10 protein-coding genes and 2 CRISPR repeat arrays (1 of these 12 only partly in view) are annotated in these 13,488 nt (G+C 41.3%); all 10 genes read left to right on the top strand.

All coding sequences use genetic code 11. The features are described from left to right. The first annotated feature begins 42 nt into the window (after positions 1-42). The 10 genes from tagD to ABCW47_RS03555 all read left to right on the top strand — a co-directional run bounded on the left by tagD (position 43) and on the right by ABCW47_RS03555 (position 13,042). Entirely contained in the window at positions 43-468 is a 426-nt protein-coding gene (gene tagD / locus ABCW47_RS03510) for a glycerol-3-phosphate cytidylyltransferase (RefSeq protein ID WP_343208477.1), read from the top strand. Between the two features lie 4 nt (positions 469-472). Continuing rightward, positions 473-1,282, top strand: coding sequence for an HAD-IIA family hydrolase (locus tag ABCW47_RS03515; protein ID WP_343208478.1), 810 nt, complete (start codon positions 473-475; stop codon positions 1,280-1,282). Positions 1,283-1,334: 52 nt separating this feature from the next. Next, complete coding sequence (locus ABCW47_RS03520; RefSeq protein ID WP_343208479.1) at positions 1,335-2,519, top strand: CDP-glycerol glycerophosphotransferase family protein; 1,185 nt, start codon at positions 1,335-1,337, stop codon at positions 2,517-2,519. Positions 2,520-2,785: 266 nt separating this feature from the next. Continuing rightward, positions 2,786-3,081: direct repeats of the CRISPR family, unit length 32 nt; unit sequence GATGTCGCCCCTGTAGGGGCGTAGATTGAAAT. A 255-nt stretch (positions 3,082-3,336) separates the two neighbouring features. After that, positions 3,337-4,257 (top strand): CRISPR system precrRNA processing endoribonuclease RAMP protein Cas6, encoded by a 921-nt coding sequence (cas6, locus tag ABCW47_RS03525; RefSeq protein ID WP_343208480.1) that lies wholly within the window; start codon positions 3,337-3,339, stop codon positions 4,255-4,257. Next, positions 4,254-5,276 carry a DUF6602 domain-containing protein gene (locus tag ABCW47_RS03530; RefSeq protein WP_343208481.1) on the top strand — a complete coding sequence of 341 codons (1,023 nt, stop codon included), beginning with the start codon at positions 4,254-4,256 and terminating at the stop codon, positions 5,274-5,276. Before cas6 ends, ABCW47_RS03530 begins: the two co-directional genes overlap by 4 nt. Positions 5,277-5,386: 110 nt before the next feature. Then, positions 5,387-6,811 (top strand): hypothetical protein, encoded by a 1,425-nt coding sequence (locus ABCW47_RS03535; protein WP_343208482.1) that lies wholly within the window; start codon positions 5,387-5,389, stop codon positions 6,809-6,811. After that, a complete protein-coding gene (locus ABCW47_RS03540; RefSeq protein ID WP_343208483.1) occupies positions 6,808-8,973 on the top strand; it encodes an RAMP superfamily CRISPR-associated protein in 2,166 nt (721 codons plus the stop codon). The genes ABCW47_RS03535 and ABCW47_RS03540 overlap by 4 nt, the downstream gene beginning before the upstream one ends. Continuing rightward, positions 8,973-10,397, top strand: coding sequence for an RAMP superfamily CRISPR-associated protein (locus tag ABCW47_RS03545; protein WP_343208484.1), 1,425 nt, complete (start codon positions 8,973-8,975; stop codon positions 10,395-10,397). Before ABCW47_RS03540 ends, ABCW47_RS03545 begins: the two co-directional genes overlap by 1 nt. A 67-nt stretch (positions 10,398-10,464) precedes the next feature. Beyond that, positions 10,465-11,049: a type III-D CRISPR-associated protein Csx19 gene (gene csx19, locus ABCW47_RS03550; protein WP_343208485.1), complete on the top strand. Its 585-nt coding sequence runs from the start codon at positions 10,465-10,467 to the stop codon at positions 11,047-11,049. Between the two features lies 1 nt (position 11,050). Next, entirely contained in the window at positions 11,051-13,042 is a 1,992-nt protein-coding gene (locus tag ABCW47_RS03555) for a TIGR03986 family type III CRISPR-associated RAMP protein (protein ID WP_343208486.1), read from the top strand. 215 nt (positions 13,043-13,257) lie between these two features. Beyond that, positions 13,258-13,488: a CRISPR direct-repeat array (repeat unit 31 nt; unit sequence ATGTCGCCCCTGTAGGGGCGTGGATTGAAAT) (it continues 133 nt past the right edge of the window).

Consider the following 13,488-nt stretch of genomic DNA (forward strand, 5'->3'; position numbering starts at 1 on the left):
ATAAAGGAACCATTACGGGGATTCAGGAAGGAACGATAGATCATGAAAAAAGTTATTACTTATGGCACATTTGATTTATTTCATGTTGGACATGTAAATATACTCAGAAGAGCGAAGGCGTTGGGGGATTATCTCATTGTGGCAATCTCAACCGATGAATTTAACGCAATTAAGAACAAGAAGGCATATTATTCGTATGAAGAGAGGAAACAGATCCTGGAAGCCTGCCGCTATGTGGATGAGGTGATCCCGGAAAATAACTGGGAGCAGAAGATCGATGATGTAAAGAACAACAACGTGGATATCTTTGTAATGGGCGACGACTGGACCGGGAAATTTGATTTCCTGCAGGATTACTGCGAAGTCGTTTATCTGCCAAGAACCGAGGGGATTTCTTCCACTAAAATCAAGGGCGATCTGAATAAGAAGAATTTTGCCAAAAAACTGACCGAACAGAAGGAAGCCTGAATCAATGGAAAGACTGACCAAGGGGACGAGCCTGACCGGAAAAAGGCTGTTTTTGCTGGATATCGACGGGACGATTTCTTTTGACGCCACGCCGATCGACGGCACGATGGATTTTGTGCGCCGGGTGCAGGAAAAACAGGGGAAATATGTATTTATCACAAATAATTCCACGAAGGGCATGGATGACTACGTAACGAAATTTACAAAGATGGGGATTCCGGTGGACGAGTCCAATTTTCTAACGTCATCGTATGCAACGGCCTGGTACTTAAAAAAAACCTATGGAAATGAGCTGCTTTTTGTCCTTGGAACCAAATCCTTTATCCGGGAGCTGGAAAGCTTCGGGCTCCGGGTGACGGAGGAACTGGAAGAGGGAATCCGGGCGGCAGTTGTAGGCTTTGACAATGAATTAAACTACGGTAAGGTAGAGAAGATCTGTGAGCTGCTTTTTACCAGAGAAGTGGATTATATCGCCACGAATCCGGATCTGGCCTGCCCGGTGGGCTTTGGTTTTGTACCGGACTGCGGTGCGATCTGTGATTTTATCGGAAAAGCGGCGGGACGGGAACCGGTTTATATCGGCAAGCCCAACCGGCTGATGGTGGATATGGCGCTGGAGGCGAATCAGGCGTCTCCGGAGGAAACGGTGGTAATCGGTGACCGGCTGTACACGGATATCGCCTGCGGAATCAACGGCGGGGTGGAGACGATTGCTGTCTTTACCGGTGAGGCAAAGCTTGAAGACCTTTCGGATACCCAGTTTCCGCCTACCTATTACTGCGATTCTATTAGAGATATCTTTGAATGTATGTAGGGGGAGCCTGCATCTGCTCCAGTGTGTGAAGCACTTCGGAATGAGGATTAAAGTGAAAGAGAATATTAAAAAAATGATCCGCCCGGTAATCTTTGGGATTTACCGGGTTTTTGCAAAGTCATTGCCTGTAAATAAAAAAATAGTGATCTTCGGAAGCAACGTGGGAAAGAATTATTCCGGCAGCCCCCGGTCTGTATACGAAGAAATGATACGGCAGGGCCTGGATGCAGAGTATAAATGTATCTGGGTTTTTGACCATCCGGAAAAGGTTCAGCTGCCGGGCAGGGGGCAGGCGATTAAGTCTTACCGACTGCGGCATTATTACTATATGTGCGTGGCGGGAGCCTGGGTATTTGACACCAGGCAGCGCACCCAGTTTGTCAAGAAGAATAAGGTGACCTACATACAGACCTGGCATGGAACCCCGCTAAAGAAGCTGGGCGTGGATATGGACACGGTCAGCATGGCGGGTGAGACGAATATCGAGAAGTACCGGGAGAATTTCCTGAAAAATTCTTCCAGATGGGACTATCTGGTGTCCCAGAATCCCTTTTCTACAGCTGTCTTCCGCAGAGCCTTCGGCTTTCAAAAGCAGATGCTGGAGATCGGATATCCCAGAAATGACGTGCTTTTCACCAAAAACAACCCGGAAGACATCCGGGAACTGAAAGTGAAGTTCGGTATCCCCGAAGGAAAGAGGGTTATTCTCTATGCCCCTACCTGGCGGGATGATCAGTTCTACGGAAAAGGGCAGTATAAATTCATATCAGGCCTTAATTTTGATATGCTTCGGGATGCCCTGGGGGAGGACACTGTGCTGATCGTAAAATATCACTATCTGGTGGCCGATAAAATGGACTGGAGCGCTTATAATGGCTTTATCTATCAGTTTGACAACAGCTACGACATCGCAGAACTGTATCTGGCCTCCGATATGCTGATTACCGATTATTCGTCCGTCATGTTCGATTACAGCCTGCTGAAACGGCCAATCCTCTTTTATGCTTATGATCTGGAGGCTTACCGGGACAGCCTGCGAGGCTTTTACTTTGATCTTCTGGAGGAAGCTCCCGGACCGATCTCAGAAACCACGGAGGAGCTGATCGGTCACATCACTTATTATGATCAGGAGGAATATGCGGATAAGTATGCCGCTTTCTGTGAGAAATACAATCCCTGGGACGACGGGAAGGCGAGTGAGAAAGTGGTGGAAGTGATAAGGGCAATGAAGAGGTAAGAGGGAAGAATGAAGAACGGAAAAGGGAAGTGAAAGTTGCAGCAAAGCCGCAAGTGAGTAGTTGATGCAATTTTAAAGGGGTGCTATTATTTAAGTGCGAATGTGCAGTGAACATGAAATTCCCAGAGCATTCGCACCTGAAAATGTGACCAATTTGGTGTGAAAATGAGAAAGTGGAAGCCAAGAGCTTGTATGGATTGTTACTTTTAGTGCCTGTTTTTGTGAACTTTGTATAGTAACATGTTGTTGCTTTGTACAAGATTGCTGATGTCGCCCCTGTAGGGGCGTAGATTGAAATCCGGCCCCAGATCCGCCGGTCCAGTCCATCTAACGATGTCGCCCCTGTAGGGGCGTAGATTGAAATTGTGTAAATGTATAGATAGTATTCTTATTTATACGATGTCGCCCCTGTAGGGGCGTAGATTGAAATTGAATTATCGGAAGCATTGCAGGAATTCCGCAACGGATGTCGCCCCTGTAGGGGCGTAGATTGAAATTTATAGATTTTTAAGATCAGTTTTATCCTTTATGATGTCACCCCTGTAAGGGCGTCGATTGTTACTAATAGTAAAAGCTTATTGGTTTGGGAATTATCTGACTATTAACCTGCTGATGTTTGTAGAGACCACAATATGAATGAGAAATTAGGTAGATGACTGTAAAATCATCTACCTAATTTTTATGTTAAATGTTATACTGGAGAAAATGAATAATATGGAAGTTTTTAACAATTGGTAATGAATTTACTTGTGCTATTTTGATCAATTTGTTTTTCAAGAAATCAGAGATTTAAAGTAAACTAAGAGGGGAGAGTCATATGTTTGACTTCATGAAGATTACGACATTAGAAGCTGTGTTTACAGCACAGGCATCTGGAAGGCTTCCAGGATATTTGGGATCTACGATACGTGGAATTCTGGGACATTGCTTTCGGGATTTTGTTTGTGATTTTCCATCTGTTAAATGTTGTGAGTGTAGAGAGCGCTCTGGTTGTCTTTATGTGCGTAGCTTTGCCAACACGGGAGGAGTAGGCGGGGCTATTAATCCGTTTGTGCTTTACGCTTGTACCCAGGGAAAGACTGAGTGGAAAAAGGGAGATGAATGCGTATTTCAGATGACTTTATTTGGATATGCTGCTGAACATCCGGAGATCTACATGGATGCCATATTTTCAATGCAGGAAAGAGGATGGGGTGTAGAGAGGATTCCTTTTAAATTGAATTGTGTGACGGATTGGGAGCGGGGAAGCATTTTGTATGCAGGAGGCAGAAGCTGGCTGAGAAATCTATCTCCTCATACAATGAGTATCCGACAGGTAAAGACCAGACATGTCCTGATCTATTTCACAACGCCTGTAAGAATTATTACTGGACGGAAGCTATTCACTTCTCTTACGTTTCAGGAGTTTCTGCATTTTCTTATGAGAAGATTTATGTTGGTGACCCAGGTCTGTACAGATTTTACTATGGAATGGGAACAAGATGAAATGCTCCAAAAAGCAGCACTAGTGAGAACTGCAGCGGAACACTGGGATAAGGTGGATTTTACCAGATATTCCATGAATAGTGTCAATGGTAAATTGGAATTAGCTGCCCAAAGTGGATGGGCCTTGTATGAGGGAGATCTAACTGCCTTTGTACCATATTTGGAGGCAGGCAGATATCTTCATGTAGGGAGAAATTCAACAATTGGATTTGGTAAATATGAGCTGTATTATGATGGGGAGGCGACATTATGACAGATAAGAAGTTAACGGATACGATCAAAAAGATAGCGAGCAATTATGATCAGTTAGAACAGTCTTTGGTAAATCAGCTTAAACTGGAGACACCCAATCATTACTATACGACGGGAGCATACAGAGAACGAGTGTGGAAAAGTCTATTTGAAATGATCACTCCCAAAAAGTATTGTATAGAACAAGGCGTTTTTATTATTGATTCTTATGGACATATTTCCAATGAAGTGGACCTGGCGGTATTTGACGAACTGTACACACCGTATATTTTTAATTATGGAGAAATTAAATTTATACCGATAGAAGCAGTAGTGGCAGTAATTCAGTGTAAGAGCCAAATAGAAAGCTGCAAGATTGATGATGATGAAAAAGTTAATATATATACTAATCTTGTAAACTGGTCTGGTTCCGTTAAGGCTTTGAAGACCTCGTTGGATTCTGCATCGAGGATAATGACCAATTTAGTAGATAATTGGGATATAAAACTCATGGGAGATAAGATAAAATCAACACAGACGTCCACCCGGCCTTTGAGGATATTATGCGCGACTAAAATTGCGCGGTCTATGAGAAAAGAATTAGAAAAACACTTTGATATGCTGCTGTACATAGAGGAGAACGGGAATAAGAGCGGTCATTCTAAACAGGACAAGGGCGAACAAGATAAGGCTTTTCATTTGGTGAAAGAGATTAGCTCTGAAATGAACAACATAATAGTGTGGAATGACCAGTTAAATCACTATGACTATTCACGGTATGATGAAAACGTAGCGGAATATATGAAAGGACGGAAGAACGAGGACATTAAATCTGCAGATGCCTTGAAAACGAGGGAATTGTATAAATTGCGTGTATTAAATAAAGATGATGTTGAAAATACAATCCTTTCCCTGACATTTCAGTTTAATCAACTTTTAATGCTCTTAAATAATCCTATGCTGTTTCCGCACAGGGCCTATGTCAATATGTTTAATGCTATTTTGAAAGATAAAGTACCGGTAGAGGAGGAATTAAAGTGATGTCCCAATACATTCTTGCAAAATATGATGTCAGTGGAATCCAGAGTTATATTTTTGCGTCCAACCGTCTGCGTGAAAATGTGGGTGCTTCTAATAACGTGGGAAGAATATTGAAAGATATGCTTCCTGATACGTTAATTGAATGGTCGGCAGCTGGCTCTGGGAAGGTTAATACAGATTGGGCATCAGAGGATAAGAGAAGGTTTCTGATGATAGATGATGCGGACGTATCAGCTGAAGTTTTGTACATAGGCGGCGGAAATGCCTTTGTTATCTATCGGGATGAATCCGTTTACAATCAGGTCAGCAGGCAGTTTGCTATCAAAGTGACAGAAGAGTGTCAGGGGATTACCGTACTCACCACATCAACAGAAGTTCATTTGAAAGATTTCCCTGGGGATATAGAATGTTTGAATCAAAAAATGGGACAGTTAAAGAAAAAGGTGCGCAGGGAGTTGACGGTGTCTGCCTATCCGGTTATCGAGCAGGACCTGCACGATGGTTTCCCGATTACCAGGCGGATGGTCCAGAATGGAAGTACTGCTGATATGTCTGAGATAAGGTATGAGAAATATATGGCAAACGCCGGCAAGACTGATGGAGATACTCAATGGAGTTATGCGCATGAGATGGAAGAACTTGCAGCAGAAAAGGGCGTTGACAGCTATGTGGCGGTGATCCATATAGATGGGAATGGTATGGGAGAAATGGTCCATTCGATCATGAAGAAAAATCAGACATATGAGAAAGCGATACCGGCCATGAGAAAATTTTCGGCTGATATTGCCGAAAAAAACCAAGAAGCACAAAATGCTATGGTTGATATATTCAGAATGATATACGACAAGAATTCTTTACCCTTGCGGCCGCTTATTATGGATGGAGATGATATGACTTATATTTGTTGTGCACAGGCAGGAATAGCGTCTGCTGTATTTTATCTGCGTAAACTTATGGTGTTGTCAAATGAAAATCTTAGACTGTCGTCCTGTGCTGGAATTGCATTTGTACATAATCATTTTCCATTCAGTATTGCTTATGAAATTGCAGAAACGTGTTGCGCCAGAGCAAAAAGATGTTGGTATGAGGATAAAAATGAGAAGAATACAGCAGGTTATCTGGATTACTATGTGGTTCAGGATGCCTATGTCAAAGGGATGAAAGAAGAGAGACAGAAGGAACTACGAGTTAGACCTTATTGGGTATCGGAAAAGAATGATTTGAATAAGACAAATTCTGTTGACGGCCTATTGGCAACTTTAACGCAAATGAAAGGTGAAACGGGTGTATCAGAGGGGTGGCCTATGAACAGACTTCATCATCTTTATGAAGCATATATATCAGGTACATTAGAAACTTTGAAGCAAGAGTATGCCTCCAGAGGTTATGAGCTTTCAAAATTGTGCGGAATCTCCGATCACTCTGTGTGCGAGGAAGAAGCAGGAATTTTTGACGCATTGGAAATTATGGATTTTTATAGGGGCGATGTTTGGTCAAAGTTCTGGGATGAATCAGAAAGAGGAGGAAACCAATGAAAAAGTGGTGGCTGGAAATTACTCTTCATAGCGACATGTGTGTGGCAACAGGAGACAGCGAACAGGGAATTGCTAATGTGAAGACTGCCATGGAATATGGAATACCATATATACCGGCTAAGAGGCTAAAGGGAGCGCTTTTAAATGAAGGTAAGGAGATGGTGTCTAATTCTATTATTGAAAAGCGGGAATTGGACCGTGTTTTTGGAGCGCCTGGTTTAAAAAGCCCTGCGATGCTTCATATTGGCGATGCCCAATTGTATCGAATCCCGGGAGCTTTGCTGAAATCTTTACGCCAGGAAGAGGACGTGGTACTGGAGGAGTACGATAAGGAAATAGGGAGTATTAAAAACCATCCTTCGTTACCCCCAAGGTTAGCAGAACATCTGCTGACCAGAAGCCGTACGAGAACAGCTTTGGATAAAGAGACTGGATCAGCCCAAGATACAACTCTTCGTACCCTGCAGATCGTTCCTAGGGGAATGGTGTTCAGAAGCCTGTTAACTATGTACGAAAAAGATAATGGGATGGCAATTGAAACATTAAATAAGTGTGTAAAGGCTTTGCGTCATATTGGGTTGGGAATTACCAGAGGGTATGGAGAGGTCTCTTGTGTATTAAGAGAAATTAGCGTAGCTGTAAACAATGATAGGAAACTTGCTTGTCAAGAAAATAGCAATATGAGCAGCCTGTTACAGCTGAACCCACAAGACCGTGATGGAGAAGAACAAATTAATCTTTGTTATGAAATAGAGCTGTTTAATCCGGTCCTGTTTTCTGGTGAAAAAGGTTTTTATGAGGATTGTTGTGATTATATTCCAGGTGCTGCAATTATGGGAGCATTGGCGGCCATGTATATTGAAGACTATAAACTGGGGGAATATGCTCAAGAAAATGAGAATTTTCGTAGAATTTTTTTAAGAAATGGAGTATGTTTTGGAAATGGATATCTAAAACAAAACGAAAATATATTTTATCCAACCCCGGCATTTTTGGCAGTTGAAAAGACAGAAGAAGGAAAGTTTATTAATCGATTGACTAAAAATGGAGAAAGGGTGAGGCGAAGGGAAATTGCCAGTCAGGTATATCCTGATTGGAATAAAAGAAGCATTTGTCTGGCAGATGTGGAAAAAGAAATCCGCATGCATCATGCACGCCCGGCAGATCGGGGAATTGGTCACGCAGTGAATGATCGAATCCAGGACGGAGCAGAGGATATGGGACAATTTTTCCAATATACAAGTCTCTCAAAAGGTCAGATTTTTTCAGGGAAGTTACAAGGAAAGAAAAAAGACATCCAAGTTCTTATGCAATGTTTGAAAGAAAGAAATTATCAAATGTCCCTCGGACGTTCCCGGACTGCTGAGTATGGCGCTGTAAGGTTAGTCCGTTTCTTACATCCCATAGAGGAAAAAGTGCAGACTTCTAAACATTGGTTATTATGGGTTGTGTCACCCCTTGTTTTTAAAGATTGTGGAAATTATATATCCGATTCAGAATTAGAAAGATTGGAAAAACGGCTGACGGATCATTTTAAGGCTAAGGTACAGCTGTCGAAAGAAAAATGTATTTTAAAATATTGCAGGATAGGCGGTTATAACAGTAAATGGAACCTGCCTCTTCCGCAATACATGGCCTTGGCACCGGGCAGTGTGATAGATATGGAATTGATGGATGAGAGTAAAACCCTATGTAAGGCTGATCTGGAACGAGAATTTTGGGGAGATATAACAGGCCGCGGGTATGGACAGATTCTGGCGCTGCCCGGGGAACTAGCTGATGATACAATGGAAAATTATAAAAAGATTATAATGGATGAGGAGAAAAGAAAGGTGCCAGAGACAACAGATGGATTACTGGCCCACATCTTAATTCAATACAAAAGCGAGCAGGAACAGACTGATCGGGAGCGATTGAATGCACTGCAAGTTGAGAGTAATCTGACTAGGATGACAACTATAGAGCAGATTATCGGGATGGTAGAGGGAAAAAACTTAACCTCTTATGAAGAGATCAAAGAGCTGATCGACAAAATAAAAGATGAAGAAAAGCGAAAGGCAGCAAATGGTTTTATGAAACCTTGTCAGGGGCAGGGTATTGAATTCATTAAAACCTACCTGCTAAGCAGTAAATGGAAAGTGCGGAGGGAGGGTAAACAGTAATGAAGATAGAAAACAAAATATGTTTACGAACTGTTATAAAAATAGATTGCTGTCTGGATTCCCCTCTGTTAATCGGTTCCGGTGAGAACGAGAAGACAGACAGTGATCAGTTGTTAACTGCGGACGGTATGCCGTTTATTCCGGGAAGTGCTATGGCTGGAGCAATGCGTTCCTACCTGGAGAACGTGATGGGGCGTAATGAGGCGGCTTCGCTGTTTGGAACACTTGGATGGATACAGCAGAATGAAGAGGAAAGAAAGACGTCTGAGAATGTTGTAGATATGCAAAGTCGTATTTATGTTTATGATTCACGTTTAAACGATTACAGGATTATCCAAAGAGATGGTGTGCGATTAAACGAACGAAAAACGGCTGAAGAAAATATGAAATATGATATGGAAGCAATTGAACCTGGAGTAAGTTTTTGTACCCGCCTGGAAATTTTGATAAGAGAGAATGATGTTGGAGATGGATTAAACGAAACATTTGCAAGAGATATGGAGAGAATCCGTTGCATTATTTCTGGTATGGAATCTGGCGGTTTAAGATTGGGCGCTAGAGGAAACAGAGGATTTGGAAAACTGAATGTGCTGAATAGTAGATTCCGTGTATTTCGGATGGACAGCATCGATGATTTTGAAGAGTGGCTAAATTGGAACTGGGACGATGAGTTTAACTTTTCTGATATGACTGAAAATGGTTGTGGAGAAGCAAAAGAAGTGGCGAATGTAAAAGAGCATTGTCTTACAATTCCACTTAGAATCAAGACAACTCTCATGATCAGAGATTATAGTACTCAAATATGGAGTAAAGAAGACTTGGAGCCGTCAGGTGAAATAATGGATGATTATGGACAGCTCACGTTAGGGGAAGGAACGGCTGTTATTCCGGGCAGCTCTTGGGCAGGGGCAATTAGGAGTTATATTGCCGGTCTGGTACAGCAAATTGCAGGTTGCAATTCCTGGCAAAATGCACAAAAGTTACTGGAACCATTTTGGGGAAGTTGGGAATCCAATGAAAGTAAAGAAAGTTTGAGGGCTTCTAGGATTATAGTTGATGAAACCAGAATTAACGGAGGTCATAAGCTGCCAGTGATGAGAAATGCAGTGGATCGTTTCACAGGAGGTTCGGCTAAGGGCGCCCTATTTAGAGAAACGCTATGGGCAGGTGGTACTGTGAATTTAACAATACACTGGTCGGACCGGGGGCTAAAAGACTATGAGCCTAAAGCCTTGTGCGGACTGTTAATGTGGGCTGTTCAAGGACTAAGAGATGGATTTTTGACAGTCGGGGGTGAGACTGGAGTTGGAAGAGGAATTTTTGAGCTGATAGGCGATGTGCATCTGGATGGGCAGCCAATACAAGAAGAAAAACCGTACTTGTTAGCTGCATCTCAGTGGTGCAGACAGAGCAAGAAGGGATAACAGTAGGAAATTTTAAACAAAAGCAGTTTCGAATTATTGATTGGTGCAGTATAGCAGGAGAATATGAATGGAAAAAATTACATCTGAAAAGGAAGTCTGGAAAGAGATAAAAAGCTGGCCAGATGCAGAACAGAAGATAAAAGAATATTTTACGGATGAGGCATTACTTTATCTGGAGCTGGACGATAAAGTAATGCTGGGCAGATATGATAAAGGCAAATATCATTTTTATAACAAGGGCTTTGACAAACTTGAAGAAATGTCAGAATCACTACAGCGAATTATCCTTTTTACCGAACAACAGGAGCTAAGACTATATCGTGTCAAAGATCAATTCTATGGACGTTTGCGTAAGGATTGTCCAGAAGGAAATGAAATTTTTGCTGTAGATGAAGAACAGAAAATATGGGGGAGTATTCAGCAGGTGGAGAAAAAATGGAATATGTTAAGATCCCGCAGAGGAAGCACTATTTGGGTACCGGTCTTCTCAGAGAATGAGGCAGGAAAAGAGAAAGTCGGAAAAGATATGGGAATTCAAGTGCGTAAATACTTTGAATTTCCAGATGCTACAGAGGAACGCGGTTTGGTGATCCAAGTTGATGAACGTATGGTAGGCATATATCCATGGCCTCATGAAGAAGGGAGAGCGTAATATGAAGTATTTCACTAACCCTTATAATTTTGTTCCGTTGGAAGAAGAATGTAAGAGAAGCAGTTTGGTACTTGGAGCGGAGGAACACTTTACAGGCTTTTTTGAATGTGAATTAGAAATTTTAACCCCATTGTTTATACCAAATACATCTAACTCTAAGGCACTTTGTAGTGCAGCCGAAGCAGAAAAGGGATATTGTGGTTATGAGTTTTCTTCTTATGAGGACTTATCCGAACAAACTTTAAGAGGGGAAGATGGCTATACGTTACCTCCGAAAGATCCTATAATTCCAGGAAGTGCAATTAGGGGAGCAGTCAGAAGCGTGTATGAGGCAGCATTTAATGGCTGTATGTCCACTATGAGAACGGATACTGTCCTGGGAAGAAGGAGTTCTTTGCCTAAGAAACCCGGAGTTTTAAAAGAAGAATCAGGAAAATGGTTTCTGTATCCGTGTAAACGAGCTATGCTTAATGTACCAGAAAAAATTCAATATAGCCAAGAGGATGCTAGTGGTAAAAGCCGGAATGATTTTGGAAAACAAATGGATTTGAAAGTATATGAATCTTTGGAAGAGGGTCAGGAAATCTGGATCAGATTATCTAAAGAAGGATATCGTAAAAAGAATGGGCCCTTTTTAAAGACTAAAGTGGTAGAGAACTTTTGTTTTCCGGAAAAAAATAAGGATATACCAGAAGGATTTATATTAGGGTGGATTCACAAAGGAGAACCATTTGGCAGGAAAAAACATCATGAGTCTGTGTTCTATGAATTAGATGAAAAGAACAGAAGACATATTGACGATGATGATTTTAAAACTTTACAAAGAGTAATAGAACATTATCAACAAAATGGAAAGACTTTAAAGAAAATGTTATATCCTAAATTTTCGGTAAATCCCATACAGACTTTGATTTATTATTCGGACGATCGAAATGTACCTTTATATTTATCACCATCCTGTATTGGAAAAGAGCTCTATAACAAAACTTTAAAAACTATTTTGGATGAGAATGGAGCCTATCAGCCATGTGAAAATGTCTCGCATTTATGCTCAGCATGTAAGGTTTTTGGCATGATAACGCAAGAAAATGAGAAAAAAGGAGCGCTGGGATCTAGAGTTCGTTTTACTGATGCACAGCTGGAAAACAAAATACATACTGAGAATCTTGATGAGTACTATATGAGGCCGTTAGTATTGCCTGAATCGGGTGAGCCTCGTCCAGGAGCGGTGGAGTTTTATACAGAATCGCCTTATATAGATAAGAAAAAAAGTGGCTGGAATTCAGAAGGCTATTGGACATATGATTATATCTGCATTAAGAAAGAAGATAAAGTAACTAAGAAGAAATTACCTAGTAATATGCCTAAACTTAGAGGAAGAAAGTTTTATTGGCACAGTGATAGTTGGAGGTTGCTGAATAGAGATAATTTATTAGATAATGAAATGAAACAGCGGGTACGTCCTTTGCTTCCTGATGATTTAGGCAAGAAAAGGACAAAGTTCTGTTTCAATGTGTATTTTGACAGACTAAACTGGGAAGAGTTGGAACGTTTGAGATGGTCACTTGATTTTGCAGATAGTACCTGTGCCCATAAAATTGGCAGGGGTAAGGCGCTGGGTTTTGGCAGTGCAAGGATATCAGTTAGAGAAATGAAAATTAGACAGTTTAGTGAAGCTACGGGAGCTTGGGAATTGATTGACGAAAATGAAAAATTACATAATCTCGGAAATAGTATATCAATCAATAGTGAGGCGATCAGTACATTAAAATTAATGACTGGTGCAGATAAAGGATTACACCCCACGGACGTTTGCTATCCCAAAATAGATGAGCGAAAAGAGAATGAGTCATTTAGATGGTTTGCTGAGAATAAAAGAAACCAAGATTCAAAAAAAATGCAGCCAGCGTTTACTAAAATTCTTCCTAAAGCTATGGAGGAGATTGGCCCACATAAGAATCAAGAAAAGCGTCTGAATACACAGGCAAAATAATCAGGCCTTAGTTATGGAACGATTATAATAATAATATAATTTGGTGCGAATATTAAGTGAACATGAAATTCCTGGAGTATTCGCACCAGGAAAATTAACCAAAATGGTATTTAAAAACGATAGCAGAGGCTGATTTTTTGTTGTATTACTACTTTTTTTGTCTGATTCTATGCAATTTGTATAAAATGGTAGTATTGTTTTATGCAAGTTTGCTGATGTCGCCCCTGTAGGGGCGTGGATTGAAATCTTTGGTAGCATAAGTCTTTGTTTGTCCGTATATGATGTCGCCCCTGTAGGGGCGTGGATTGAAATGGAAGGATCTTCTATTTCGGCCACATCAACCGCAAGATGTCGCCCCTGTAGGGGCGTGGATTGAAATGAAGAGACCCATCTATACGTGGGGGAAACTCCACAGATGTCGCCCCTGTAGGGGCGTGGATTGAAAT

Source organism: Anaerolentibacter hominis (assembly GCF_032380675.1).
Lineage (GTDB): Bacteria > Bacillota > Clostridia > Lachnospirales > Lachnospiraceae > Anaerolentibacter > Anaerolentibacter hominis.